General features: G+C 67.7%; 23 protein-coding genes. 14 read left to right on the forward strand and 9 right to left on the reverse strand.

The window, feature by feature from the left end; all coding sequences use genetic code 11:
• Positions 1–118: 118 nt before the first annotated feature.
• Entirely contained in the window at positions 119–1,594 is a 1,476-nt protein-coding gene (locus JNUCC0626_RS49430; RefSeq protein WP_394617519.1) for a peptide MFS transporter, read from the forward strand.
• A 178-nt stretch (positions 1,595–1,772) separates the two neighbouring features.
• Here JNUCC0626_RS49430 and JNUCC0626_RS49435 read toward each other — a convergent pair whose 3' ends face one another.
• Positions 1,773–3,053, reverse strand: a complete 1,281-nt coding sequence (locus tag JNUCC0626_RS49435) for a cytochrome P450 (RefSeq protein WP_394617520.1) — start codon at positions 3,051–3,053, stop codon at positions 1,773–1,775.
• A 31-nt stretch (positions 3,054–3,084) separates the two neighbouring features.
• Positions 3,085–3,678 carry a TetR/AcrR family transcriptional regulator gene (locus JNUCC0626_RS49440; protein WP_285641206.1) on the reverse strand — a complete coding sequence of 198 codons (594 nt, stop codon included), beginning with the start codon at positions 3,676–3,678 and terminating at the stop codon, positions 3,085–3,087.
• Positions 3,679–3,832: 154 nt separating this feature from the next.
• On the opposite strand from JNUCC0626_RS49440, the gene JNUCC0626_RS49445 reads away from it, so the two are divergent.
• The 8 genes from JNUCC0626_RS49445 (at position 3,833) to JNUCC0626_RS49480 (ending at position 14,746) form a co-directional block, all read left to right on the forward strand.
• Positions 3,833–3,985 carry a hypothetical protein gene (locus JNUCC0626_RS49445; RefSeq protein WP_319971078.1) on the forward strand — a complete coding sequence of 51 codons (153 nt, stop codon included), beginning with the start codon at positions 3,833–3,835 and terminating at the stop codon, positions 3,983–3,985.
• Positions 3,986–4,218: 233 nt separating this feature from the next.
• Positions 4,219–7,092, forward strand: coding sequence for a PQQ-dependent sugar dehydrogenase (locus JNUCC0626_RS49450; protein WP_394617521.1), 2,874 nt, complete (start codon positions 4,219–4,221; stop codon positions 7,090–7,092).
• 139 nt (positions 7,093–7,231) lie between these two features.
• Positions 7,232–8,431 carry a glutamate-cysteine ligase family protein gene (locus tag JNUCC0626_RS49455; protein WP_394617522.1) on the forward strand — a complete coding sequence of 400 codons (1,200 nt, stop codon included), beginning with the start codon at positions 7,232–7,234 and terminating at the stop codon, positions 8,429–8,431.
• Positions 8,428–9,717 carry an ergothioneine biosynthesis protein EgtB gene (egtB, locus tag JNUCC0626_RS49460; protein ID WP_394617523.1) on the forward strand — a complete coding sequence of 430 codons (1,290 nt, stop codon included), beginning with the start codon at positions 8,428–8,430 and terminating at the stop codon, positions 9,715–9,717. Before JNUCC0626_RS49455 ends, egtB begins: the two co-directional genes overlap by 4 nt.
• Positions 9,718–9,721: 4 nt before the next feature.
• Positions 9,722–10,447 (forward strand): ergothioneine biosynthesis protein EgtC, encoded by a 726-nt coding sequence (egtC, locus tag JNUCC0626_RS49465; protein ID WP_394617524.1) that lies wholly within the window; start codon positions 9,722–9,724, stop codon positions 10,445–10,447.
• A complete protein-coding gene (gene egtD, locus JNUCC0626_RS49470) occupies positions 10,444–11,415 on the forward strand; it encodes an L-histidine N(alpha)-methyltransferase (protein ID WP_394617525.1) in 972 nt (323 codons plus the stop codon). Before egtC ends, egtD begins: the two co-directional genes overlap by 4 nt.
• Positions 11,416–11,478: 63 nt before the next feature.
• Positions 11,479–13,074 (forward strand): alpha/beta hydrolase, encoded by a 1,596-nt coding sequence (locus JNUCC0626_RS49475; RefSeq protein WP_394617526.1) that lies wholly within the window; start codon positions 11,479–11,481, stop codon positions 13,072–13,074.
• Positions 13,075–13,171: 97 nt separating this feature from the next.
• On the forward strand, positions 13,172–14,746 hold the full coding sequence (locus JNUCC0626_RS49480; protein ID WP_394617527.1) for an alpha/beta hydrolase: 1,575 nt from the start codon (positions 13,172–13,174) through the stop codon (positions 14,744–14,746).
• 34 nt (positions 14,747–14,780) lie between these two features.
• Here JNUCC0626_RS49480 and JNUCC0626_RS49485 read toward each other — a convergent pair whose 3' ends face one another.
• On the reverse strand, positions 14,781–15,500 hold the full coding sequence (locus JNUCC0626_RS49485) for a sulfite exporter TauE/SafE family protein (RefSeq protein ID WP_394617528.1): 720 nt from the start codon (positions 15,498–15,500) through the stop codon (positions 14,781–14,783).
• 83 nt (positions 15,501–15,583) lie between these two features.
• Here JNUCC0626_RS49485 and JNUCC0626_RS49490 point away from each other — a divergent pair, with 83 nt between their 5' ends.
• The gene (locus JNUCC0626_RS49490; protein WP_394617529.1) at positions 15,584–17,350 is read left to right on the forward strand and encodes a LamG-like jellyroll fold domain-containing protein; all 1,767 of its coding nucleotides are present in this window, start codon (positions 15,584–15,586) and stop codon (positions 17,348–17,350) included.
• Here the strand turns inward: JNUCC0626_RS49490 and JNUCC0626_RS49495 are convergent.
• Entirely contained in the window at positions 17,310–18,230 is a 921-nt protein-coding gene (locus tag JNUCC0626_RS49495) for a sigma-70 family RNA polymerase sigma factor (RefSeq protein WP_394617530.1), read from the reverse strand. The genes JNUCC0626_RS49490 and JNUCC0626_RS49495 overlap by 41 nt on opposite strands.
• On the reverse strand, positions 18,227–19,183 hold the full coding sequence (locus JNUCC0626_RS49500) for a helix-turn-helix transcriptional regulator (protein WP_394617531.1): 957 nt from the start codon (positions 19,181–19,183) through the stop codon (positions 18,227–18,229). Before JNUCC0626_RS49500 ends, JNUCC0626_RS49495 begins: the two co-directional genes overlap by 4 nt.
• A gap of 182 nt (positions 19,184–19,365) precedes the next feature.
• Here JNUCC0626_RS49500 and JNUCC0626_RS49505 point away from each other — a divergent pair, with 182 nt between their 5' ends.
• The gene (locus JNUCC0626_RS49505; protein WP_285641232.1) at positions 19,366–19,557 is read left to right on the forward strand and encodes a S1 RNA-binding domain-containing protein; all 192 of its coding nucleotides are present in this window, start codon (positions 19,366–19,368) and stop codon (positions 19,555–19,557) included.
• A 37-nt stretch (positions 19,558–19,594) separates the two neighbouring features.
• Here JNUCC0626_RS49505 and JNUCC0626_RS49510 read toward each other — a convergent pair whose 3' ends face one another.
• The 4 genes from JNUCC0626_RS49510 to JNUCC0626_RS49525 form a co-directional block, all read right to left on the reverse strand.
• Positions 19,595–20,452 carry a hypothetical protein gene (locus JNUCC0626_RS49510; RefSeq protein WP_394617532.1) on the reverse strand — a complete coding sequence of 286 codons (858 nt, stop codon included), beginning with the start codon at positions 20,450–20,452 and terminating at the stop codon, positions 19,595–19,597.
• On the reverse strand, positions 20,449–20,910 hold the full coding sequence (locus JNUCC0626_RS49515; RefSeq protein WP_394617533.1) for a hypothetical protein: 462 nt from the start codon (positions 20,908–20,910) through the stop codon (positions 20,449–20,451). The genes JNUCC0626_RS49510 and JNUCC0626_RS49515 overlap by 4 nt, the downstream gene beginning before the upstream one ends.
• A gap of 442 nt (positions 20,911–21,352) precedes the next feature.
• On the reverse strand, positions 21,353–21,829 hold the full coding sequence (locus JNUCC0626_RS49520) for a hypothetical protein (RefSeq protein ID WP_394617534.1): 477 nt from the start codon (positions 21,827–21,829) through the stop codon (positions 21,353–21,355).
• Complete coding sequence (locus tag JNUCC0626_RS49525; RefSeq protein WP_394617535.1) at positions 21,829–23,262, reverse strand: helix-turn-helix domain-containing protein; 1,434 nt, start codon at positions 23,260–23,262, stop codon at positions 21,829–21,831. The genes JNUCC0626_RS49520 and JNUCC0626_RS49525 overlap by 1 nt, the downstream gene beginning before the upstream one ends.
• Positions 23,263–23,644: 382 nt before the next feature.
• Here JNUCC0626_RS49525 and JNUCC0626_RS49530 point away from each other — a divergent pair, with 382 nt between their 5' ends.
• The 3 genes from JNUCC0626_RS49530 to JNUCC0626_RS49540 all read left to right on the forward strand — a co-directional run bounded on the left by JNUCC0626_RS49530 (position 23,645) and on the right by JNUCC0626_RS49540 (position 25,114).
• On the forward strand, positions 23,645–24,133 hold the full coding sequence (locus JNUCC0626_RS49530; protein ID WP_285641239.1) for a hypothetical protein: 489 nt from the start codon (positions 23,645–23,647) through the stop codon (positions 24,131–24,133).
• Positions 24,134–24,262: 129 nt separating this feature from the next.
• The gene (locus tag JNUCC0626_RS49535) at positions 24,263–24,550 is read left to right on the forward strand and encodes a Rieske (2Fe-2S) protein (protein WP_394617536.1); all 288 of its coding nucleotides are present in this window, start codon (positions 24,263–24,265) and stop codon (positions 24,548–24,550) included.
• 108 nt (positions 24,551–24,658) lie between these two features.
• On the forward strand, positions 24,659–25,114 hold the full coding sequence (locus tag JNUCC0626_RS49540) for a Rieske (2Fe-2S) protein (protein ID WP_394617537.1): 456 nt from the start codon (positions 24,659–24,661) through the stop codon (positions 25,112–25,114).
• Positions 25,115–25,156: the final 42 nt, after the last annotated feature.

A 25,156-nucleotide genomic window follows, 5' to 3' on the forward strand; every position in this document is an offset into this window, starting at 1 on the left:
GGTGCGCACCCTGACGTGAGAGTTGGGCCACTCGGGCGCAACCCGATTTGCTAGCCGTACACGCGTTCGGCGTAATCTCACCCGATCCGCGCCGTGACATCGTTGACACGAAGGGACGATGACTGTGAGCGCTCCTAGCGCCAGCATCTCCGAACAGGACAAGGGCTTCTTCGGGCACCCCCGAGGCCTTTCGACGCTGTTCTTCACCGAACTCTGGGAACGGTTCTCGTTCTACGGGATGAAGGCCATCCTCGGTCTCTACCTGTGGACGGCCGTCTCCGACGGTGGCCTGGGCGTCGACAAGGCTCTGGCCCTGTCGATCGTCGCCATCTACGGCACGGCGGTCTACATGTCCGGCGTCGCGGGCGGCTGGCTCGCCGACCGCGTGTGGGGCGGCCAGCGCGCGACGTTCATCGGCGGCGTGCTGATCATGTGCGGGCACATCGCCCTGGCGTTGCCGATCGGCATCGCGGGCGTGTACCTCGGCCTGATCTTCATCGTGTTCGGCACGGGCCTGCTCAAGCCGAACATCTCGACCGTCGTCGGCGGCCTGTACTCGCGCGAGGACAAGCGTCGGGACGCCGGCTTCACCGTCTTCTACATGGCGATCAACATCGGTGGCTTCATCTCGCCGTTGATCACCGGCGCGCTCGCGGACGGCGTCGGCTTCCACGCCGGGTTCGCGGTCGCCGCGGTCGGCATGGCGGCGGGCCTCATCCAGTACCGGATGGGCCGCAAGTACCTGAAGGGCTCGGCCGCCGTGGCGCCGAACCCGTTGCCGCAGCAGGAGAAGGGCCGCGTCTACGGCCTCATCGCGGTGATCGCCGTCGTGATCGCCGGACTCGGTGCGCTGGCATACGTGCTCGACGGCGTCGACGGCGTGATCCTGCTGATCAGCATCATGTCGATCGTCCTGCCGATCACGTACTTCACCGTCATGTACCGCAGCAAGAAGACGCTGCCGGAGGAGAAGCCGCGCGTCCTCGCGTACATCCCGCTGTTCGTCGCGGCGGCGATGTTCTGGCTGATCTTCGAGCAGAGCGCGTCGGTCATCGCGGAGTTCGCGGACTCGCACGTCGACAACCACGTGTTCGGCTGGGAGTTTCCGGTCGCCTGGTTCCAGTCGATCAACCCGATCATGATCATCGCGCTGGCGCCGGTGTTCGCGTGGCTGTGGCTGAAGCTGCGCGACCGCGCGCCGTCCACGCCGCGCAAGTTCTCGGGTTCGCTGGTGCTCGTCGGCCTGTCGTTCGTGCTCATGTACTTCGCGAGCAACTCGGCGGCGGACGGCAAGGTGACGCCGCTGTGGCTCGTGGTGATGTTCCTGATCATGACCTGCGGTGAGCTCATGCTGTCGCCGGTGGGTCTGTCGGTGACCACCAAGCTGGCGCCCAAGGCGTTCGCCTCGCAGACGATGAGCCTGTGGTTCCTCGCGGTTTCCGCCGGTACCGGTGTGGCCGCTCAGCTCGTGAAGTTCTACACGACGAGCCCTTCCGCGTACTTCTTCACATTGGGTGGCGCGGCCGTTGTTCTCGGTGTCGCGCTTGCCGTTGCGGCACCGGCCATCAACAAACTGATGGCGGGCGTCGAATAGCGCGAACGGCAAGAAGTTTCGAAACAAGGTGAGAGGGAGGCCCGTCGCGGCGGCGGTGCGGCGGGTCTCCCTCTCGCTTCTAAGCATGCACTACGGAGATGTGTCATTGGGGCACGAACATTGCTCCACGCGGGTGAAGTCGAGCACTCGTCGCAACAAAATTCGCGCCAGGTCAGCATTAGTTCACTGCGAGTGACCGCTTGGTTTCGTTGGCGCGCACCGGAAGTCGCAACGCGCCGCGGATGAGCTTCGACTTCCGCCGCGTCACCGGGCCGTCCGCGGCGAGGTTCGGGAAGCGCTTGAAGAGCTCGTGCAGTGCGAGCTGGCCTTCGATCCGGCTGAGTCCCGCACCGATGCAGTAATGGATTCCCGCGCTGAACGCGAGGTGCTCGCGCGCGTTGGACCGCGTCGGGTCAAATTTGGCCGGGTCCCGGAAAACCTTCGGATCGCGGTTGGCCGCGGCCAGCATCAGCATGACCGGCATTCCCTTGGGCAGGCTCACGCCGGCGAGTTCCAGGCGTTCCTTGGGCCAGCGGATCGTGTACTGCACGGGCGGGTCGAGCCGCAGCACCTCCTCGACGAAACCCTCGGCGTACTCGGGGCTCTGCGAGAGCGGCGCGACGGTGTGCGGGTTCTCGAACGCCTTCAGCACGCCGTTGCTGATCAGGTTCACCGTCGTCTCGAAGCCCGCGAACAGCAGAAGCCCGGTCGTGGCAACGAGGTCCTCGCGGCTGAGGTCGTCGTGCTGGGTGACGAGGTGGCTGACGATGTCGTCCTGCGGGGCGCGGCGGCGTTCGGCGATCAGGCCGTCGATGAAGTCGTTGTACTCGATGATCGTGGCGTGCAGGTTCTTCAACTGCTGGTGCGACCACACGCCGTCGAGGGTCTCGGCCAGCGCCGAACCCCAGCGGGCGAAGACGTCCTTGTGGTCGTCCGGGACGCCGAGCAGGTCGGCGATGACCTGGATCGGGACCTGCGACGCGAACTCCGTGACGACGTCGAAGCGGTCGCCGAGCCGGTCGAGGTGGTCGGTGACGATCTTCTGGATGGACGTCGTGCGGTCTTTGAGTGCGCGCGGCGTGAAGAACGGCTGGACGAGCTTGCGCAGCCTGGTGTGGTCCGGCGGGTTCTTCATCAGGAACGAGTCCTGCACCGGGTTGACGATCTTCTCGCCGTCCTGGATCAGCGTGATCGGCACCATCGACGCCTCGTCGAACGTCGCGGTGATGAACCTGTTGTCCCGCAGGACCGAATCGCAGATCTCGCGGGACCCCGTGACGTAGGCGCCCATGCGGCTGCGCACCATGTCGCCCTTGGCGCGCACCTTCTCGTACATCGGGTACGGGTCGCGGTTCGGCGGCGAGGCGATGACACCGGCGTACGGGTCACCCAAGAGCGCGTAGCCGCGGACGAGCGTGCGCAGCGCGAAGAACTGAGCGGCGGTCTTCAGCTGGGACATGCGTCCACAGTGCGTGGTATTTACGGAACTCTCAAGAGCTACGGCGGTGTCGCCGCACGGTTTCCTCTACTAGATCGAGTACCGGCTCCATGTCGTCCGCCGGAAGGCCCATCGCGAGATGGGAGACGAGGCCTTCGAGAACGAGTTCGAGGAAGTTCGTCAGCACCGTGACGTCGACGTCGTCGCGCAGGTTTCCGGCTTCGCGCTGCCGGATGAGGCGTTGGCGCGTGGCGGCCGTGAGTTGTTCGCTGCGCTCGGCCCAGCGGGCGCGGAAATCCGGGTCGGTGCGGAGTCGCCGGGAGACTTCGAGGCGCGTGCCGAGCCAGTCGGCCGCGTGTTCCTCGTCCCTTTTCTCCGGTTCGTCGAGAAGGTCGCGCATCACCTGCACGAGGCCTTGTTCGGCGACCACGTCCGCCATTCTCAGGGCGTCGTCCTCGGCGAGTGCGAGGAAGAGCGACTCCTTGTCGCGGAAGTGGTGGAAGATGGCACCACGAGAGAGTCCCGTGGCCTCTTCGAGACGGCGTACCGTGGCACCCTCGTAGCCGTGGCGCGCGAAACAGGCACGCGCACCGTCGAGGATCTGACGGCGGCGGGCGTCGAGGTGGTCCTGGCTCACCCTGGGCACTGGTAGATGGTGGCAGGGCAGGGGTGGGAAATCCAATCCGTACGTACGGATTGGACGGGTCCGTTGGTGTGATCTTCGTGGCCGTGCCCGTTCGTGTGGATCTTCGGCCTGGGCTGTGCCGATCGGCGGCCCCGTGGCCATATCCTCTGCGGCCATGGACACGCAGGAGATCATCAAGCTGTCGACGCTCGCCGAGCGCCTCGGGTGGCAGCGGCGTGAGTCCACAGGCGTGCACGTGGTCGATCTGCTGTTGAGCCGGACGGTCTCGGATCTCATCGCCGCGCTGGCCGAGAACCGGGATAGGTAACGGGTTTCGGTAAGCGCTTTCCCGCAGTTCTGAGACGGGGTTGACTCGGGGTTCGCGCAGTGGTGTGATCTGCGCGACAGTCAGGAAAGTTTCTTGTCTAAAACTGAATCCGCCGCCGCTCTCGTGATCCCCCTACCCGTCTTGTGGGAGGCACAACAGTGGCACCGAGCAGAAGCCGGGCGTTCCGAACGCTCGGCACGATGGGTGTTGCCTGCACAACAGCCATCGCAGTGATGTCAGTTCCGGAGTCGGCCCTCGCGGCGCCGGTCCGGTACGAAGCGGAGAACGCGACGATCTCGCAGGGCGTGGTGGAGTCGAACCACGCCGGGTTCTCCGGGGCCGGGTTCGTGAACGTCGACAACGTGGTGGGCTCGTCCGTCGAGTTCACGGTCAACGCCGCGCGCGCGGGTCAGGCTCGGCTGGTGTTCCGCTACGCCAACGGAACCGCGGACAACCGGCCGGTCGACGTGTCGGTCAACGGCGCTGTGTCCGTCGACGAGCGGGCGTTCCCCGGCACCGGTGCGTGGACGACGTGGGTGTCGGCCGAGAACACCGTGTCGCTGGCGGCCGGGTCGAACAAGATCAAGGTGACGTCGACCGGGGCCACGGGTGGGCCGAACCTCGACTACCTGGAGGTCGAGGAGCTGTCCTCGGTGCCTGCTCTGGAGCAGGAGTCCGAGGACGCGACGATCTCGCAGGGCGTCGTGGAGTCGAACTGGACCGGGTTCTCCGGACGCGGCTTCGTCAACTACGACAACGTGATCGGGTCGTCGGTCGAGTACACGATCAACGCCGAGTCCGGTGGTGAGCACGAGCTGACGTTCCGGTACGCCAACGGGACGACGGCCGACCGCCCGGTGTCGGTGACCGTGGACGGGGCCGCCGCGCAGACCGTGTCGTTCCCCGGTACCGGCGCGTGGACGACCTGGCAGACGCGGACGTTGCGGGTGGTGCTGCACGCCGGTGCCAACAAGATCAAGGCGACCTCGACGACCGCCAACGGTGGTCCGAACGCCGACAAGCTCTCCGCCGTGCTGGTCGGGCCGCCGGACAACGAGGCGCCGACGCCGCCGCGGAACCTGCAGTTCGTGTCGTCGACGCACAACTCGGTGACGTTGCGCTGGGAAGCGGCGACGGACAACGTCGGGGTCACCGGCTACGACATCTACCAGCACGGCCAGCTCGTCACGAGCGTCGGCAACGTGCTGGAGGGCACCGCGACCGGGCTGCGTCCCGATGTGGAGTACGACTGGACCGTGTTCGCGAAGGACCGGGCGGGCAACGTCTCGCAGGCCTCGAACAACGTGCCCGGCCGCACGAAGCCCGCGCCGGTCGACAACCAGGCGCCGACGACTCCCGCTTCGTTGCGGTCGACCGGTGCCACGTCGACCAGCGTTTCGGTGGCGTGGAACGCGTCTTCGGACAACGTGGGCGTGACCGGCTACGAGATCCACTTCGACGGAGCGCTGAAGCAGACCGCCGACGGTTCGGCGTTGTCGGCGACGATCGCCGGTCTGGTGACCGGGCAGACCTACGCGGTGAAGGTGCGGGCTCGCGACGCCGCCGGGAACCTGTCCGGGTTCTCCAACGAGATCTCCGTTCGTCCGACTGCCGGTGGTGGCACGGGCGTGCCGAACCCCGGCGCCGTCACCCAGATCGCGGCGGGTGTCGACGTGGCGTGGGGGCTCGCGTTCCTGCCCGACGGTTCGGCGCTGGTGACCGAGCGCGAGACGTTCAACGTGTTGCGCGTGACCGAGGGCGGCTCCAAGACCGTCATCGGCAAGGTGCCGGGCGCGATGGGCACCAACGGTGAGGGCGGCGCGCTCGGCATCGAGGTCTCGCCGAACTTCGCCTCCGACCGGTTCGTGTACATCTACCACACGTACTCGGCCGGAAACCGCCTGGTCAGGGCGCAGTTCGACGGTGCTCAGCTCTCGGGCTGGACGACGTTGCTCGATGGCGTGCCGAAGAACCGGTACCACAACGGCGGGCGCCTGCGGTTCAGCCCGGACGGCCGGTACCTGTTCATCTCGACCGGTGACGCGCAGAACGGCAACAACGCGCAGAACCTCAACACCAACGCCGGCAAGATCCTGCGCATCAACCCGGACGGCTCCATCCCGTCCGACAACCCGTTCGCGGGCAAGGCGATCTGGTCCTACGGCCACCGCAACGTGCAGGGCCTCGACTTCGACTCGCAGGGCCGCCTGTGGGCGTCGGAGTTCGGCAACTCGCAGCAGGACGAGGTCAACCTGATCACCAAGGGCGGCAACTACGGCTGGGAACCGTGCGAGGGCACGATCGGCAACTGCGCCGGCACCATCCCGCCGAAGAAGACCTGGTCGACCTCGCAGGCGTCCCCGTCCGGCCTGACGATCATCAACGACTACGTCTTCGTCGCCACGACCGTCGGCCAGCGCATCTACCGGATGCGGATCGACGCGAACGGCAACCTGGTGGACCAGCAGATCTACTTCCAGGGCACCTACAACCGTCTGCGCACGGTCGAGGTGGACCGCGACGGCGACATCTGGCTGACTACGACCACGGACAAGGACGGCTCGGCCGGCAACGACCGCGTCCTGCACATCGACATCGTGTACGAAGGTGGCTCTGCTTTTAAGCTTTCGTCCACAGCCTTTGCAGACGACGCGATGATTCCGGCCAAGCACACCTGTGCCGGGGACGGCGTTCCCGGGCAGGACCCGTCGCCGCCGTTCGCGTGGGGTGAGCAGTCGGGTGCTGTCGCCTACGCGATCGTGTTCGCGGATCGGGTGAACAACGGCAACAAGCTGCACTGGGCGATCTGGGACATTCCGGGCTCCACCCGGTCGTTGCCGGAGAACCTCGGGTCCGGGTTCAACGTTCCTGGTCAGGGTGCGGCGAAGCAGAAGGCGATGGAGTCGGGGGCGAATTCCCTCAAGTACTTCGGGCCCTGCCCTGGCGGATCGACCAACCCGTACACGTTCACGTTGTACGCGTTGAACACCGCGACGGTGCCGGGCATCACGTCCGGTTCGTCGATGGCGCAGATCGAGACGGCCATCAAGAACGCGTCAACCGCCAACACGGTGCTGCGCGGTCGTTCCAATGCTCGGAGGTCATAGCCTCACGATGTGAGACGAATGCCCGTGTGCACGCGTGCACACGGGCACTTCACTTGTTTCGTAAGGATTTGAGGGCTGCGAGTGTCAGACCCCGCGTGTAGCGTCGAACGGGCCAGACGATCACGGGGAGTGTGGCAGCGTGACTGCGTTGCGTGACCAACCGGCGCCGGCGAGATTCGCCGACCGCGCCGAGGCCGAGGCATATGTCGCCTCGGTCTGTTTCAAGCACGGGCCTCCGAGGCTTTTCGGTGTGGAGCTGGAGTGGACCGTCCACCACGCCGAAGACCCTGCTCAGGTCCTCGATCGACACCGGCTCGCCACCGCACTCGGCGAGCACGCACCACCCACGCTAGTGCCCGACAGTCCCCAGCGGCCGCTTCCCAGCGGCACCCCGCTGACCGTCGAACCGGGCGGGCAGGTCGAGATCTCCACTCCTCCCTGCACCAGCCTCCCGGACCTCTTCCGGACGGTCTCCCAGGACATTTCACACCTCACCGAGATGCTCTCGGCGCATGGTCTCGTGCTCGGAGACAAGGGCGCTGACCAGCACAGACATCCCACGCGCATGTTGCAGGTGCCGCGGTACGCCGCGATGGAGCACGCGTTCGGCGCGCTCGGGCTCGACGGCATCTCGATGATGTGCAACACCGCCGGGTTGCAGGTCTGCCTCGACTTCGGTGAGGCGAAGTACGTGCAGGACCGGTGGGCGGCCGTGCACCAGCTCGGGCCGGTGATGATCGCGTTGTTCGCGAACTCGCCGAGCATCGGAGGGATGCACGAGGGCTGGGCCTCGGCCCGGATGAGAGCTTTGTACGGCTGCGATCCCGTGCGCACCAGACCTGCGGCTGTGTGCGCCGATCCGGCTCAGGCGTACGCGCGCCGAGTGCTGGACACGCCCGTGATCGTCGTGCGCGGGCCGGGTCCCAATTGGATTCCAGCGCGCCGCTTCACGTTTGCGGACTGGATAAACGGGGCACACGACCGTGCCCCTACCAGTGACGACCTCGACTACCACATGTCGTTGATGTTCCCGCCGGTTCGGCCGCGCGGGTACCTGGAGATCAGATATCTCGACACGCCCGCGCCTGGCGGGTGGGTCGCGCCGAGTGCGCTGCTCGTCGCGCTGTTCAGCGATCCGTCCGTTGTGGACGGTGTGCTGGCGGCGACGGAACGGGCCGCCGGGCGGTGGCTCGTGGCCGCACGGCACGGGATGGCGGACGAACGCATCGCGCGTGCCGCGAAGGACGTTGTGGCGCTGGGTGTCGAGGCGTTGCCTCGCACGGGTCTTTCTGCAGAGCAGATCAGCACCATCAGCCGTGAGCTTGAGGGGAAGCTGTGACTGAAGAACTCCGCGAGCAGGTGGCGGGGGAACTGTTGCGCTCGCGCGCGCGTTCCATCGCCTTGACCGACGCCGTCGACGAGCACGACCTCGTGCGGCAGCACTCGAAGTTGATGTCGCCGCTGGTCTGGGACCTGGCGCACATCGGCAACCAGGAAGAGCTGTGGCTCGTTCGCGACGTCGGCGGACGCGAACCGGTGCGCAGTGACATCGACGAGTACTACGACGCGTTCAAGTTTTCGAGAAGCGTGCGGCCCGAGCTGCCGTTGCTGAACCCGCGCGAGGCCCGGCAGTACGTCGGGGACGTGCGCGGCAAGGTGTTCGACGTGCTGGAGAAGGTGCCGTTGCAGGGGCGCCGGCTCGTCGAGAACGGGTTCGCGTTCGGCATGATCGTGCAGCACGAGCAGCAGCACGACGAGACGATGCTCGCGACGCACCAGCTGCGCAAGGGCGACCCGGTGCTGCACGCGCCGTCACCGCCCGCCGGAAGTCTCGTGCCCACAACGGAAGTGTTCATTCCGGGCGGACCGTTCGAGATGGGCACTTCGGACGAACCGTGGGCTTTGGACAACGAACGTCCGGCGCACGCCGTGCACGTCGACTCGTTCTTCATCGACACGACCCCGGTGACGAACGGCGAGTACGCCCAGTTCATCCTGGCCGGCGGGTACGACGACCGTCGACTGTGGACGGACGAGGGCTGGCAGCACCGCGTCGACGCGAAGCTGGTGGCGCCCCGGTTCTGGCAGCGCGAGGAGAACTCGTTCGTGCGCACGGCGTTCGGTGTGACCGAACCGATCGTGCCGGACGAACCCGTGGTGCACGTGAGCTTCCACGAGGCGCAGGCCTACGCGACGTGGGCGGGCAAGCGGCTGCCGACCGAGGCGGAGTGGGAGAAGGCGGCCCGCTTCGACACGGCCGCGGGCAAGACGCGCCGTTACCCGTGGGGCGACGAGGAACCGACCGAAGAGCACGCGAACCTGGGGCAACGGCACCTGCGTCCGGCTCCGGTCGGCGCGTACCCGGCCGGGGCCTCGCCTGCGGGCGTGCACCAGCTGATCGGTGACGTCTGGGAGTGGACCTCGAGCGACTTCGGGCCGTACCCGGGCTTCGAGGTGTTCCCGTACGAGGAGTACTCCCAGGTGTTCTTCGGGCCGGACTACAAGGTGCTGCGCGGAGGTTCGTTCGGCACCGACAAGTCGGCGATCCGCTCGACGTTCCGCAACTGGGACTACCCGATCAGAAGGCAGATCTTCGCCGGCTTCCGCTGCGCCAGGGACGCCTAGGCCGATGTGCCGCCATCTGGCTTACCTGGGCGCAGCCGTGCCCATCGGGGGCCCGCTCTTCGAGGCGCCGCACTCGCTGGAGCACCAGTCCTACGCGCCGCGCGACATGCGGGCCGGGGGAACCGTGAACGTCGACGGCTACGGCGTCGGCTGGTTCCCCGGCCCGGTGCGGTACCGGCGCGCGGGGACGTTGTGGAGCGATCCGAACCTGCGTCAGCTGGCTTCGGTTTCTTCCGGTGCGTTCGTGGCGGCGGTGCGGTCGGCCACGGTCGGGATGCCGGTGAGCGACGCGGCCTGCGCGCCGTTCACCGACGGCACCTGGCTGTTCAGCCACAACGGCCGCATCGACGGCTGGCCGCACACCGTGGCGGGGCTTGCGCGCGCGTTGGACGTGACGGACCTGCTGACGATGGACGCGCCGACCGACTCCGCTCTGTTGTGGACGGTCCTGAAGCGCCGTCTGGAGACCGGGAAGGATCCGGCTCACACGCTGGTTGAACTCGTGCGGGAGGTGGCGGACGCGGCACCGAAGTCGCGGCTGAACTTCTTGCTGACCAACGGAGAAGTGCTCGTGGGGACGACGTGGACACACGCCCTGTGGGTGCTGCAACGAGGTGAGGGCGTGACACTCGCGTCCGAACCGCTCGACGACGACCCGGGCTGGCGGGAGATCCCCGACCGGCACGTGGTCACCGCCGTTCCATCCACTGTGGAGGTTCGACCACTATGACCGAGCCGGTGCTGGACGTTCATCTCAAGCCGGAGGACGCCGCACACGCGCTACGTGCCGACGTGCGGGCCGGACTGACCGCGGACCCCAAGTGGGTCTCGCCGAAGTGGTTCTACGACGCGGCGGGCAGCGTGTTGTTCGAGGAGATCACCAGGCTGCCCGAGTACTACCCGACCCGTGCCGAACGCGAGGTGCTGGCCGAGCGGGCCGGCGAGATCGCCTCGACCACGGGCGCGCACTCGTTGGTGGAGCTGGGTTCCGGATCCTCGGAGAAGACCCGGCTGCTGCTCAGCGCGTTCCGGGAGCACGGGACGCTGAAGGAGTTCGTGCCGCAGGACGTGTCGGTGTCGGCGCTGACCGAGGCCGCGCACGCGATCATGGCGGACTACCCCGGGCTGCGGGTGCACGGCGTGGTCGGCGACTTCACGCAGCACCTGTCGTTGCTGCCGGGGGAGTCACCGCGGGTGGTGGCGTTCCTGGGCGGCACGATCGGCAACCTCATCCCCGAGGAGCGGGAGAAGTTCCTGCGCACCGTCCGCGACGTGCTGGAACCGGGGGAGTGGCTGCTGCTCGGCACCGACCTGGTGAAGGACCCCGGCACGCTGGTGCGGGCGTACGACGACGCGCAGGGCATGACGGCGGAGTTCAACCGCAACGTGCTGAACGTGCTGAACCGCGAGGTCGGTGGCGACTTCGACGTCGAGGCGTTCGAGCACGTGGCGTTGTGGAACGCCGAGCAGGAATGGATCGAGATGCGGCTGCGGGCGAAACGGGCGATGACCGTACGTCTGGCCGAGCTCGGGCTGACCGTCGAGTTCCGCGAGGGTGAGGAACTGCGGACCGAGGTGTCGGCCAAGTTCCGTGAAGAAGGCGTGCGGCAAGAGCTGGAAGACGCCGGATTTTCGCTGCACCGCTGGTGGACCGACGCCGAGGGGCGGTTCGCCGTCTCGCTGGCGCGGGCCGTGTAAGCGGGACCACAACCCGACGATAGGCGGGTACTGGTAGCTCAGCCGGAGTGGTGGGCTGGGTCGATGAGACCTGCATCATCGCGTGCCGTGCGCGTGGCGCTCGCCAGTGCGCTCGCGCTCGGCACCGTCATCACCGGCCTGGGCAGCGCGTCTGCCCAGGCCGAGCCCGCCTCGGCCAAGCCAGCCGCCTGGGGGCCCTGCGCGGCGGACGTGCTCGCCGAGATCCCCGCCGCCGAACGCACGAGGGTCAGCTGCGCGATCCAGGTCGTGCCCGTCGACCACTCGCGGCCGCGCGGCGACACGACCGGCGTGATCATGATGAAGCGCCCGGCCGGTGACCCGGCGAAGAAGATCGGCTCGTTGTTCATCAACCCCGGTGGCCCCGGTGGCGCCGGACTGATCTACAGCGCCTACGGTTCCAGCTTCTTCACGCCCGAGATCCTGGAGAAGTTCGACCTCATCGGCTTCGACCCGCGGGGTGTGGGCCGGAGCGCGCCGCTGCGCTGCTTCCGCACGCAGGAGGAGGCCGAGGCGGTCAACGAGGGCTGGTACGCGTTGCCGCGCACCAAGGACGAGATCGCGTCCTCGATCCGGCAGTCGAAGGTCTACACGGACTACTGCAAGATCAACGCCGGTCCGCTGCTGAACCACATGTCGACCGAGGCCGTCGCCCGTGACCTCGACGCGATGCGCGAGTCCGTGGGGGACAAGCAGCTCACGTACGTCGGCTTCTCGTACGGCACGTTGCTGGGTGCCACCTACGCGAACATCTTCCCGTCGAAGTCGCGGGCGTTGGTGCTGGACGGCAACGTCGACCCGCAGCTGCGGCTGACCAACGGCGCGCAGTACGACAAGGAGCGGGCGCGGGGCTTCGAGATCGCTCTCGACGCGATGCTGAAGCGCTGTGATTCCGTTGGGGTGGAACGGTGTGCGTTCGCCGGTGGCGCGCGCAAGAAGTTCGACGACATCCGCGCTTCGCTGTCGAAGGCGCCCACGACGTTGCCCGGTGGCGCTGTCGTGACGCTGACCGACGTCGTCGGCCGCACGTCGAGCAACCTGTACAGCCCGACGTCGTTCAAGGCTCTGACCGCGTGGTTGCAGTCGATCCACGCCGCGCAGAACCCGTCGGCTGCGTCCTTGTCCGTTCAGTCCGTTGTGGACCTTCCGGTGCTGAACAACCAGGGTGGTCGCGCGGACGTCCGCGTGCTGCCGGAGACGCCGTACACCGCTGACGACTCGTACTACGCGGTGAACTGCATCGACAAGCCGTTCGCGCGCACGAACCGCAACTGGGCCACCACGGCCGCGCAGTGGGAGAAGGACTCGCCGACGTTCGGTCGCTACCAGGCCGCGTCCGACCTGCTGACGTGCCCGACGTGGCCGACCCGCCACCCGGACCGCTGGATCGGCCCGTGGAACAAGAAGACGAAGAACCCGATCGTCGTGGTGGGCAACTACTACGACCCGGCGACGCAGTACCTGTTCGCGCAGCGCATGACGAAGCAGCTCGGCAACGCCCGGCTGATCAGCGTCGACGCGTTCGGGCACTGCATCCTCGGTGACTCGGCCGGCGCCGACGCCGCCGTGACGCGCTACCTGGTGGATCTGGTGGCACCTGCCAACGGTCAGGTCTTCCAGCCGAACGCGCAACCGTTCTAAGTGCGTTTCCCCGCCTGTCGTCGGGCCACAACCCGACGATAGGCGGGTGTGCGCGGTGCACGGTGAGTGATGAAGTGCATCCGTGACGTCAACTTCCATGCGTGTGGTGCTCGCGAGCGCGCTCGTGCTCGGCACCATCGTCTCCGGCGTGGGCACCGCCCAGGCCTCTCCCGTCAGACCCGCTGCCTGGGGGCAGTGCGCGGCCGACGTGCTCGCCTCGCTTCCCGCCACCGTGACCCCCGAGGAGCGCGCGCGGCTGTCGTGCGCCGTCCAGGAAGTGCCCGTCGACCACTCGCGCCCGCGCGGTGAGCAGACCGGCATCGCGATGATGAAGCGCCCGGCCAACGACCCGGCGCGCAAGATCGGCACGATCTTCCTCAACCCCGGCGGCCCTGGCGGTTCGGGCCTGATCCGCGGCGCCATCGCCAAGAACTACTTCGGGGCGTCCGTGCTGGACCGCTTCGACGTCGTCGGCTTCGACCCTCGTGGTGTCGCGCGGTCGGCCCCGATGCGGTGCTTCCGCACCCAGGAGGAGGCCGAGGCGGTCAACGAGGGCTGGTACTCGTTGCCGCGTACTGCTGAGGAGATCAACAGCACCATCCGGCAGTCCAAGGCCTACACGGACTACTGCAAGATCAACGCTGGTCCGCTGCTGAACCACATGTCGACCGAGGCCGTCGCACGCGACCTCGACGTGATGCGCGAAGCCGTGGGGGACAAGCAGCTCAACTTCGTCGGCTTCTCGTACGGCACGTTGATCGGCTCGACCTACGCCAACATCTTCCCGCAGCGCACCCGCGCGATGGTGATCGACGGCAACGTCGACCCGCGCCTGCGTCTTTCTGATGGCGCGCAGTACGACCGCGAGCGCGCCCGCGGGTTCGAGATCGCTCTCGACGCGATGCTGAAGCGTTGTGATGGTGCGGGTGCCGAGAAGTGCGCCTTCGCCGGTGACGCTCGGGGCAAGTTCGAGGCCATGAAGGCGGCTTTGGCCAAGGGCCCCGCGACGTTGCCGGGTGGTGTCGTCGTGACGCTGTCCGACGTCGTGAACCGCGTGGCCGGTGACCTGTACTCGATCGCCCGCATCGCGCCGCTGGCCGCGTGGTTGCAGTCGATCCACGCAGCGCTGAACCCCTCTCTCGCGATGTCGGTTCAGTCCACTGTGGAGCTCGCGCCGCCGCTGGCCAACGCCGGTGGCCGTTGGGACGTCGACCCGCTGCCCGACACCCCGTACACCGCCGACGACTCCTACTACGGCGTGAACTGCATCGACAAGCCGTTCTCCCGCACCACCCGCAACTGGGCCACCACCGCGGCCAAGTGGGAGAAGGAGTCGCCGACGTTCGGCCGCTACCAGGCCGCGTCCGACCTGCTGACCTGCGCCACCTGGCCGGCCCGCAACCCGGACCGCTGGACCGGCCCGTGGCACAAGAAGACGCCGAACCCGATCGTCGTCGTGGGCAACTACTACGACCCGGCCACGCAGTACCTGTTCGCCCAGCGCATGGCCAAGCAACTCGGCAACGCGCGCCTGGTGAGCGTGGACGCGTTCGGCCACTGCATCCTGGGCCGCTCGGCCGGAACGGACGCGGTCGTCGCGAAGTACCTGGTCGACCTGGTCGCGCCGACCGACGGCCAGGTGTTCCAGCCGAACGTTCAGCCGTTCGCCTGATCTGAGGTGAGGTGGCGGCGGTCGTGCCGCCACCTCACAGCAGTGCGCTCCGCACGATCAGCACCACCGCGCTCACCCCGGACACCACCAGCATCGGCGTCCGCACCCCCTTGGCGTCGAACCTCTTCCGCAACGGCCCGGACAGCAGGAACCCGGCGATGAGGAACGGAATCAGCAGCACCCCGCTCCACAGTTGGTGCAGCGTGACGTTCCCGGCGATGCTCAGCCCGGTCATCGACACGATCGACCCCAGCGTGAAGAACGCCGCCAGCGTCGCCCGCACCTGCGGCCCCTCCTGGTTCTGGTAGACCAGCGCGATCATCGGCCCGCCGATCGACGTGGCCGTGCCGAACGACCCGCTCGCCATCCCGGCCGTCATCAGCGATGGCGGTGTCGGCTGCGGCCGCCACGACGTGACCGACAGCAGCACGCACACCAGCACGGCCGCGCCCACGACGATGCCGAAGCTCTTGGTGTCGAGCGAGTCGACGATCCAGATGCCGACCACGGTGCCGGGCAACCGGCCGAGCATCGCCCAGCCGACGCCGCGCCAATCGACGTGGCCGAACTCCCGCACCAGCGACAGCAGTGCGTGCGCGCAGGCGATCACGAGGACCGGCACCGGGACCAGTGCCGGGTCCAGCAACGCGAGCAGCGGCACGGCGACCAGGGCCAGACCGAAGCCGATCAGGCCCTGCAGCACCCCTCCGAAAGCGACGATCACACCTGCCGCGACGAGCAACCCCCAGGACATAGTTAGCTAGGCTACAGATCGGGTCGAGCAGGTTTCTCCTTCCGTTCTCCTCGCGTTGGCCGGGCGCACCTACAGTCCGCGCCATGACCGCGTCTCGCCGTTCCTTCCTGCTCGGCACCGGTGCGACCGCCGCCGCTGCCGCCCTGGTCACGCCCGGTTCCGCCGAGGCTGACAACGTTGTCTCGCACGGGCGTCCCGACCCCGAGTCGCGTCGGTTCACGCTCGCCGTGATCCCGGACACGCAGTACATGTTCGATCTCGACCGGGGTGACTCGGCGCCGTTGAAGGCGACGCTCCAGTACCTGATCGACCGGCAGAAGTCCGAGAACATCGTCTTCATCAGCCACCTCGGCGACCTCGTCGAGAACGCGCAGAAGAGCGAGATCGACGACATCAGCGCGCGGTTCGAGGTGCTCGACCGGCGGCGCGTCGGGTACAGCGTGCTCGCGGGCAACCACGACGTGCCGGACTCGCGCCTCGACGACCAGCGCGGGCGCACGCCGTACCTCGACCGGTTCGGGCCCGCGCGGTTCCGGCAGTCGCCGACGTACCGCGGGGCGAGCGCGGACGGCTACAACTCGTTCCACGTGTTCCGCGCGGCCGGTCGCGAGTGGCTGGTGCTGGCTCTGGACTGGCGCATGTCGGCCAAGGGGTTCGAGTGGGCGCGGTCGGTGCTGGCGAAGCACTCCAAGCTGCCGGTCATCCTCACCACCCACGAGCTCGTGTTCGACGGCGGTGACGGCGTCGCGGCCATGTCCGACTACGGGCGGCGGCTGTGGGAAGAGCTGATCAAGGACAACGACCAGATCTTCCTGACGTTGAACGGGCACTTCTGGCCGCCCGCGCGGACGGTCATGCGCAACACCGCCGGCAACGACGTGCACGTGCACATCGCGAACTACCAGGACCGCTACTACGGCGGCGGCGCGATGATCCGCTTCTACCACTTCGACCTGGACCGCGGCACGATCGACGTGCGCACGCTGTCGCCGTGGCTGCTCGGCAAGAAGGCGCTCAACCCGTTGGAGCGCAAGGAGACCGAGCTGACCGGCCCGGCCGACCGGTTCAGCGTGCCGATCGACTTCGAGCAGCGGTTCGCCCGGTTCGACCCGCCCGTGCTGCCCGCGCCGCAGCCGGTTCGGGACGTGCTGGTGCGCGGCACTCTCGCGTACTGGCGGCTCGGCGAGGGCTTGAAGGACCTGTCGGGCAAGGGGAACGACCTGCGCCAGACGGGCGAGTTGACCGCAACCGACGACCACAGCCGGTTCGCGCCGTCGCACAAGTCGCTGTTCTTCGGCAAGAACGGCTATCTGACCACTGTGGACAGCGCGCCGCTGAACCGCGAGACGTTCGAGCGCGGGTACACGATCGAGGTGTTCCTGAAGCTGCCCAACGGGTTCAACCACCCGTGGTGCGGCCTGTTCACGAAGCTCGCGCCCGGTTCGGCCGCCGGCAAGACCGGCGACGACCCGAGCGAGCCGATCGCCACCCTGAACGTCGCCGGCGGCGGCCAGTTGCAGTGGGCGGTGTTCCCGCGCAACCTGCCGGGCATCTCCACCAACTGGGGTCATGAGATGGACTACGAGACGTGGTGGCACATCGCCGTGGTCAACGACGGCACGCACACGACGTTGTTCGTCGACGGCTCCCCGTTGCTGCGCAACCCGTCCACGCCCGCGCGCGGCATCTCCACGGCCGGTGACCCGTGGCTGGTCGGTGCCTACGCGTACAACAAGATCGTGGAGAAGTCGTTGCACGGCTGGGTCGGCGACATGCGGGTGGTGAACCGTCCGCTGGACCGGTCCGAGTTCATGCGTGCGAAGGCAGCCCGAACTTCGGGAACAGACTGAGGTCGAAGAACGACGAGACGCGTGTGATCCGGTTGTTCCCGGCTTCCAGCACCTGGAGGTTGAACGGCCGGAACACGCCGTCCTGCTCCCTGAGGTAGAGGCCGAACGCGGGCTGGCCGTTGGCTTGCGTGACGATCATGCGCGCGCCGTGCGGGACGGACGGGCATTGGTTGGTGAGGTGCCACGCGACCATCTCGGGCCCGACGTAGAACTGCGGGAACGGCGGCATCTCCCACACGACGTCCTCGGCGAACATGCCGATGATCGCCGGGATGTCCTTGGCCTCGAACGCCTTCACCCACCGGTCGAGCAGGTCCTTGGCGTCCGCGGGCTCGGTGACCTGGTCCTCGGTCAGGTCTGTCAGCTGCGCGTGCGCACGTTGCAGGGCGCTGTTGACGGCCGCGACCGTCATGTCCAGCTCGTCGGCCGTCTCCGCCGCGCTGAGCCGGAGCACGTCGCGCAGGATCAGCACCGCGCGTTGCCTCGGCGGAAGGTGTTGCAGGGCCGCCACGAATGCGAGCCGCGTCGACTCCCGTTCGCCGACGATCGCGGCCGGGTCGGTCGGAAACGGCTCCAGCCAAGGGATCTCGTGGTCCTGGGTGAGATCGTCCTGCTGCGTCGAGCCTTGCGTGCCGAGCCCGAACGGCAACGGGCGGCGCGTGCGGCCGTCGAGCGCGGTGAGGCAGGCGTTCGTGGCGATGCGGTAGAGCCAGGTGCGGACCGACGAGCGGCCCTCGAAGTTCCCGTACGCCTTCCACGCGCGCAAGTACGTCTCCTGCACCAGGTCCTCGGCGTCGTGCAACGAGCCGAGCATGCGGTAGCAGTGTGCGAGGAGTTCTCGCCGGAACGGGTCCACGGCGGTCGCGAAGTCCGTCGTCATGCTCGGACCGCCTTCTGCATTCTGGTGATGAGCATCTTGATGTGCTCCTTGAGTTCGGGCGGCTCGTGCAGGTCGAAGTCGAGGCCGAGGTACAGCAGGTAGAACACCATGCGGTCGAGCGACTCGGCTCCGGTGCGCATGAGGCACGAGTGGTCGTCGACTGGTTCCAGCGACGCGGCCATGGGGGAGGTGCGTTCGGCGACCTCCTTGATCGGCGCGTGGATCGTCAGGACGGCCTGGTAGGTGTAGACGTTCGAGGAGACCTGCCGCGACACGAACTCGGCCAACGACTCTGCTGGGGGCTCTCGTTGGGCGAACCGGGCGGCGAGGGTGGGTTCTTCGGGGATGCGGTCCACCCGGAACGTTCGCCAGTCCTGTTTGGACACGTCCCAGGCGACGAGGTACCAGCGGCGTCCGGTGTGCACGAGCCCCTGGGGTTCGACGAGACGTTTGGACGGCTCGCCCTGCGTTGACGCGTAGACGAAACGGAGTTGCTGGTGGTCGCGGCAGGCGGCGGCGATGATCGTCAGCGTTTCGGAGTCGACGGTCGGGCCTGCGGCGTTGAGGGGCGTGGTGTGCGTCTGAAGGGCCTGCACGCGTCGTCTGAGTCTGCTCGGGAGGATCTGTTCCAGCTTGGTGAGCGCGCGGATCGACGTCTCCTCGATGCCCGCGACCGTGCCGTTCGCGGCGGTTCTGAGGCCGACCGCCACGGCCACGGCTTCGTCGTCGTCCAGCAGCAGCGGCGGCAGTTCCGCACCGGCGCCGAGCTGGTACCCACCGGCCGCGCCGGGCAGCGACGTGACGGGGTAGCCGAGGCTGCGGAGCTTGTCGACGTCGCGGCGGATCGTGCGGACGTCCACGCTGAGGCGGTCGGCGAGTTCCGGGCCCGTCCAGTCGCGCCGCACCTGGAGCAGTGACAGGAGCTTCAACAACCGCGCGGACGTCTCGAGCATGGGGGTGAGTTTAGATTCCGTTGCGGACAACGGCCTGCGATGGTTAAGGTTCTCGGCATGACTGCCGGGTCGGCCTTGTGCCGTGAGCGGAACGGTTGCCCGGCCCTGACTTGATCAGGGCCCCTCCAGCCCCCGCGCTTCGTTCTTTCGGAACGTGCGCACGGGAGAGGAGGTGATGCGCAATGCTTCCCAACGTTGGTGATGTCTTTTCGGGGAAGGTCGTCTCGACCGTTCCCTTCGGATCGTTCGTCGAGCACCCCGCTGGTGCACACGGACTTCTGCACGGACAGCAGGCCGAGGTCGGTTCCTCGGTCCAGGTGAAGGTGCTCGCGGTCGACACCGCGCAGCAGCGTTTCAGCCTGGAGCTGGCGTGACCTGATTGCCCGGGCAGAGGCGCCCTGCCTGGGATTTTCACGGTCTGCGGTAGTCCGCACACTCGCCGGTCAGCCGGTCGTGCAGGGTCTTGCGGTGCCCTTCTTCGTCGGGCACCGGCCCCAGCGCGTCCGCCGGACTGGTGATCTTGTGCAGCAACCGGTACAGCACGACATCCGTTGCGGTGTAAAGCCAATCGTCCGCTCTGCCAGGAGGTGCGGCAGGCCCGAGCAGGTTCTCGAACCACGCCGGGAACAACAGATCGCTCGCGACCGCGTCCTCGATCCGTGCGCGGATGACTTGGCGTGCGTGCTTGATGGCCTCGTTGCCGGTCGACTTGGCAACGCTGTCCTTGGCATGCGTGTCGTCGTCCGGCGGCTGCGGCCGTTCGGCGTTCTGGATCGCCTTCCACTGCTTGTAGTTGTTGCGCCACAACGCCTCTGCGTTCGGTGGCAGATGCGTGAGGGCCTCGGCGGCTTCGATGGCCTCTTGCGCCGCCTTGTCGTACTCGGCGATGGCCCTGCGCGTGTCCTTGGCCTCCTGCGGCGTGAAACTCCTGCGCGCGTAGGCCTCCTGCCCCTTGAGGATCTTGGCGAGGTCCAGGTCGTCGATCTCAGGCCACTCGTCGAAGTCGGCCTTGCGCGTCTCGCCGGCCCGCACCTTCCTGTTGAGCGCCACCAGAAGGCGTTCGAGCCGATGCACGCTCTCCGCGAGCTCCGTGACCTTGTCGGTGGTCTTCGTGAGCTTGCGGTTCGAGTCCTTGAGCTGGTTGGCCTGGCTGAGCTGCTGGTGCGCCGCGTCGGTCTGGGCGTTGTCGATGCGGGTCTCGAGCGACTTCAACTCCTTCTTGAGCCGCTCGATCTTGTCGTCGAGTGCCTTGACCGGGTCGATGTTCACTTGAGCGTCCTCCAGGCCCACCAGGCGATGCCCGCCAGCGTGACGAGTGTCGCCCAGCCGCTCGCGATCGGGGTCAGGAGGGTGGCGGCCAGCGCGGCCGTGATCGCTGTCGTGCGCGCCCGCGGTTCCCAGAGCCTCGGGCCCGTGGGGTCCACCAGTACCGCTGCCGCGGTGGCCACAGCAGCCAGGAGGGAGAGCAGGGACCAGGCGTCGAACCAGCCGATGGCGACGACGAAGGCCGCTGCGGTGGTGGCGGCGGCGATCGCGCGGTTGGGGACGGTCAGCCTGGCGGCTTCCACGTCCTTGCGGGCCTGCATCACGGCCTGCACGTGGTCGTTCGTGGTGGTCAGGAGCGTGGGGAAGTCCGGGCTGCCTGGGCCTGCTGTCTGGAGGGCTCGCAGGGCTGTTCGCAGGGACTGCTGGCGGTCGGCCAGGCGGGCGAACGGATCGGCTGCCATGCCCCGAAATCGTGATCAAGCGGGGTGGGCTGGGCTAGGCCTGTGAGGGGAGTTGGTCCGGTTGCCGACGAACTTCCCTCACTCGGCCTAGTCGTCTCGCGTGGGTGCGGTGGTTCCGGAGACCTGGACGGGCGTGGTCCGGGCATCGCCGCTGGCGCGTCGATAGGGATTGGGGCTTGACTTCGGGGCCCTTGCGAGGCGCTGGTCGGCCGGAAAGGGCCGGGCTGAAAAGCGCCCGGCCGAGCCACGAGTGGTAGCACCTCGCACCCAAAGTCAAGCCCCAATCCCACGCGTAGGTGGCCGACTTGGGTTCGTACGTCACCGATACCGGCTGATCGGTGCAGCCAAGAGTGTCGGCTCGCCTTCGGCGTTGCTGTTGGTCGCGGGGGGTCCTCCGAGAGGACCCCCGCGCCAGCCTGCCTGCCGCACCCGCTCGCCGCCGCTACGACTTCCGGCGTGCCTCCGCCGGCCACACGACCTCGATCGGCACACCCGAAGCCCGAGCCTGCTCCACCACGTCCGCCGTCCCGCCCTTGCCCGCAGCAGGCTCCCCGTCCCACACAGCTACCAACACCTCGACGGACGCGAGCATCCGCTCGTTGGCCGCCACATAGGCAAGCCGCCCAGAAGACATGTGCGGCAAAACGCTGACCACAGTCGCCGCCGCCCGAAGCTCGTCGTAGTCGGCGAGCTGATGAGGCTTCAGCTTGTCCCGGTAGTCCAAAGCCGGCAGCACGACCTCCACCTCACCCCCCAACGACAACACCGCACGGGCGAACAGCTGGTCGGCCCCCGGAGCCAGGCACGTCACGCCGACCAGGGAGCCGCCGAGCCGGGACAGGGTCTCGGTGATGGCTTCCTGGACGGCGGGGACGCACTCGGGGACCAGGTTGGTGTGGCCGGTGATGCCTACGCGCATCAAGCGGTCCGTATCGCTCTGATCGCGTCCCGCGTGTCCTGGACGGCGGGGATGTGGCGGTGCCGTGCCGCTTCCTTCGCGAAGTCCTCCAGTTTGCGGAGGACCCTCCCCGAGGAGAGCTTCGCCGCTGTCGGCAGGACCTCGTTGATCAACCCGCACGCTGCCTCCGGGTCTCCCGCGACCATTTTGGTGCGCGCCAGTCCGATCACGTCGAAGGCGCGGTTGCGCACCTTGGACGGGTCACGCAGTTCCAGTGCTCGCCGGATGTGCTGTTCGGCGAACACCGCCTGCGTTGGGTCGTGCATGGCGAGGTCGCGGCAGCGGGCGCCGATGACGCCCTCCAGCTCGGCCTCGTCGAAGCTGTGCAGGTAGCGCGGTTCGTTGTCCGCGTCCCGCTGGGCGAAGCTGTCCTGCGCCATGCCCACGGCCTGGTGGAACTCGCGGGTCTTGCCCATGCTCGCGTAGGCCCAGGCCTCGCGGGTCAGGAGCAGGGCTTTCAGGGTCGGGGTGCCGGTGCGGCGGGTGCCGTACTGGCCGAGTTGGACGAGCTCCAAGCCGTCCTCGGGGCGGCCCAGGTCGAACATCTGCCTCGCCATGGCGGCCAGGCAGAGGGCCGCGAAGCCGTCGTTGTGACCGGCCTTGGCCATGCGGATGGCCAGCACGTAGTAGCGCTGGGCCGCGTTGTGCAGGCCCGCGTCGAACGACATGCTCGCCGCCACCTTCGACAGTTCGGCGCCGATGAAGAACGCGCGTTCCGTCGTCGGGCCGGACGGGGCGCGCCCCAGCCGTTCCGCGAGCTCGTCGAGCTGGCCGAGCACCGCCTTGCGGGCCAGACCGAAGCCGCCGCGGCCACCCCAGCCGCGCAGGCCGTCGGCCACCCGCTGCAACGCGAAGAGCTCCTCCTCGCTGATCGCCGAGTGCGACGACCACTTCGACAGGTTCTGCAGCGGGTGCAACCACCTCTGCAGCGGTTCGACCAGTGCTGACCCCACCGTCACCGCGGCAGCTCCTGCGAGCGCCGCTCGTCTGCTGATCGCCAAGTCGCTCCTCGCCGTCTCCTCGACCGAACGGGCAATGCTCGTCGCCTCCCAGGGGGCGGCGAGCACATCTGGCGGGCCCGTGTCGGGGGAGCCCACCTGAGCTGGGATGACGACTCGGTCGAACCACAGTCGTTCGCCCGGGACACCGAGCACCAGCGCGAAGTGGCGCAACCGGTCGAGTCGGTCGATCTGGTTCTCGCCCGACTCGTAACGCGAGAGCTGCGCCTGGCTGATGCCGAGCCACCCCGCCATGCGGTCCTGCGTGACGCGGCTGAGGTGCTGCGGGTGGTGCCGGTAAGCGGAGATCAAGGCGCCCATGTCGCGGTCGGTGCACGCCGCCGCGATCGCGGGGTGGTCCCAGAAGTCGTTCGGGACCTCAGGTGGTCCGTGCACGTCCGCACGAGCGTTGCGGCGGCACCGGTGACACAGCCGATCGGAGTTGTCGGCGGCGATGAACGCCCCGCAAGGGCAAGCGCGTCTGGATCTGGGTGTCGCTGAATCCATCGGCCTCGCCCCCGTCACTGAGCGTTTCCCCAGTGTACGGAGGTGTGATCGTCAGTCCATCCATCTCATGCATAAGACGTAATGGATTCGCGTGTCGCAGTCCTGGTGCCCCCGCCTGGCGGATGAGCTTCATACGCCTGCTGCATGAGGCTCATGCAGCAGCCGAGTGGTGTTGGCGGGAACTGAGAAGCACCCTGCACAACGTCAGGCTGCGGGTCGATCCCCGTGGCGTGGCCAGTGCCTGACCCACCAACGGGGAGGACAACCGCCGATGAGCCTCACGACCGCGGAGACCGGTACTGCCGGTATCCCACAGAACAGGGGACACGCCCGTGCGATCGGGGAGGCCGTCGCCGGCTACCGGTTGCTCGGATGGCAGGTGAGCGTCACCGAGCAGGGTGTCTTCCTGCCCCTGGGTCCCGCAACGACAGCCCTGGCGATGCCGGCGCGGATCGGGTCGCGAGTGCTGGCCGACCTGAAGTCGCGGATGCTCGCCGGACCGGTCACGGTCATTCCGGGGCCCCGCGAGCACTGGATCTTCCTGGCCGAGCTGGTGGCGTTGCTCCCGACGCACCTCAAGGCGCCGCCGGAGGTCCAGTTCGTGCGGTCGCCGCACCGGATCGCGCTTCCTCCGACGATGACCCGCTACGGGTCGTTGAGGTGGGCGAACCCGCCGTCGCACTCGCGGCACTGGTTCCCGCCGTTCACGGCCGTGCTCGCGCTGGCCCGGACGGCTGCCGCGGAGGACCAGCGCCGATAATCGGTGCTCGTGGATGGCTTGGATCGTCGAACCGTGTTGTTGTGTGGGCTCGCTGCGGCGTTGAGCGCGTGTGGCGAGCCTGCTCCTCGCAAGACGGGCGGTGTCGGGACCGCTCGCGCCGGTGACCGGGTGGTCGCCGTTGCCTCTGTGCCTTCGGGCTCGGGATTGCTGGTGGACATGCCCGGCAATGCCCAACTGCTCGTCGTGCAACCTCGATCGGGTGAATTTCGGGCGTTCAACCCCTCTTGTCCGCACGTGGGTTCGTTCGTGAATCCGCCTGCCCAGGGCGTCATCACCTGTCCGTTGCACGGGAGCGCTTTCGACGCTTCTGACGGCTCTGTTCGCAAAGGACCTGCGACTTCCGGTCTGGTGGAGGTCGCCGTCGTGCGTTCCGGGGACGATCTGGTGCTCGCCTGAGACCTGTGCATTTGCTGTGCGTTGGGCTCCTGAATGAACTCTCGCTGACCGATCCGCGTAATGCTGTGGTGTAACCCCGAACACCCCCACCACCACGGAGGATCGGTCGTGAACACCGAAAGCCCGGTCAGCAGGCGCGCGGCTCTGTGCGGAATCGCGGTTGCCCTCGCCGTGCCCAGCGGGCTCGTGACGGCGTGCAGTTCGACGAGTCCTTCCAGCTCTTCCCCGACCTCCGGAGGGTCCGAACCGACCTCGGCCGGAACGCCTGGAACCGCTCTCGTGGCGTTGGCCGACGTGCCGGAGGGAGGCGGTGCCGTGGTCGACGCGCCGGGCGGCAAGAGGATCGTCGTGGCGCGCATTTCGGCTACTGAGGTCAAGGCTTATGACGCGTCGTGCCCGCATCAGGGTTCGATGGTCGGAGAACCGTCCGGCGGCACCATCACGTGTCCTTCGCACGGCAGCCAGTTCGCCGCGGCCGACGGTGCTGTGAAGAAGGGGCCGGCGACGACCGGTCTGAAGGCCGTCGCGGTGAAGGTCGACGGCGACCAAGTGGTCCTGACCTGACCCTTTCTGTTTTTGTCAGACCCCGTCGATAGTCTTGACGGC

It is taken from the genome of Lentzea sp. JNUCC 0626 (assembly GCF_043632865.1).
In the GTDB taxonomy this organism is placed as follows: Bacteria; Actinomycetota; Actinomycetes; order Mycobacteriales; family Pseudonocardiaceae; genus Lentzea.

Excerpts from the sequence above, each read along its gene's own strand:
- JNUCC0626_RS49515 (WP_394617533.1), bottom strand. The coding sequence starts at position 20,910 with ATGGCAGCCGATCCGTTCGCCCGCCTGGCCGACCGCCAGCAGTCCCTG.
- JNUCC0626_RS49475 (WP_394617526.1), top strand. The coding sequence starts at position 11,479 with ATGAGACCTGCATCATCGCGTGCCGTGCGCGTGGCGCTCGCCAGTGCG.
- egtD (WP_394617525.1), top strand. The coding sequence starts at position 10,444 with ATGACCGAGCCGGTGCTGGACGTTCATCTCAAGCCGGAGGACGCCGCA.
- JNUCC0626_RS49480 (WP_394617527.1), top strand. The coding sequence starts at position 13,172 with ATGCGTGTGGTGCTCGCGAGCGCGCTCGTGCTCGGCACCATCGTCTCC.
- JNUCC0626_RS49495 (WP_394617530.1), bottom strand. The coding sequence starts at position 18,230 with ATGACGACGGACTTCGCGACCGCCGTGGACCCGTTCCGGCGAGAACTC.
- JNUCC0626_RS49450 (WP_394617521.1), top strand. The coding sequence starts at position 4,219 with ATGTCAGTTCCGGAGTCGGCCCTCGCGGCGCCGGTCCGGTACGAAGCG.
- JNUCC0626_RS49520 (WP_394617534.1), bottom strand. The coding sequence starts at position 21,829 with ATGCGCGTAGGCATCACCGGCCACACCAACCTGGTCCCCGAGTGCGTC.
- JNUCC0626_RS49435 (WP_394617520.1), bottom strand. The coding sequence starts at position 3,053 with ATGTCCCAGCTGAAGACCGCCGCTCAGTTCTTCGCGCTGCGCACGCTC.
- JNUCC0626_RS49430 (WP_394617519.1), top strand. The coding sequence starts at position 119 with ATGACTGTGAGCGCTCCTAGCGCCAGCATCTCCGAACAGGACAAGGGC.
- JNUCC0626_RS49490 (WP_394617529.1), top strand. The coding sequence starts at position 15,584 with ATGACCGCGTCTCGCCGTTCCTTCCTGCTCGGCACCGGTGCGACCGCC.
- egtC (WP_394617524.1), top strand. The coding sequence starts at position 9,722 with ATGTGCCGCCATCTGGCTTACCTGGGCGCAGCCGTGCCCATCGGGGGC.
- JNUCC0626_RS49485 (WP_394617528.1), bottom strand. The coding sequence starts at position 15,500 with ATGTCCTGGGGGTTGCTCGTCGCGGCAGGTGTGATCGTCGCTTTCGGA.
- JNUCC0626_RS49530 (WP_285641239.1), top strand. The coding sequence starts at position 23,645 with ATGAGCCTCACGACCGCGGAGACCGGTACTGCCGGTATCCCACAGAAC.
- JNUCC0626_RS49500 (WP_394617531.1), bottom strand. The coding sequence starts at position 19,183 with ATGCTCGAGACGTCCGCGCGGTTGTTGAAGCTCCTGTCACTGCTCCAG.
- JNUCC0626_RS49505 (WP_285641232.1), top strand. The coding sequence starts at position 19,366 with ATGCTTCCCAACGTTGGTGATGTCTTTTCGGGGAAGGTCGTCTCGACC.
- JNUCC0626_RS49445 (WP_319971078.1), top strand. The coding sequence starts at position 3,833 with ATGGACACGCAGGAGATCATCAAGCTGTCGACGCTCGCCGAGCGCCTC.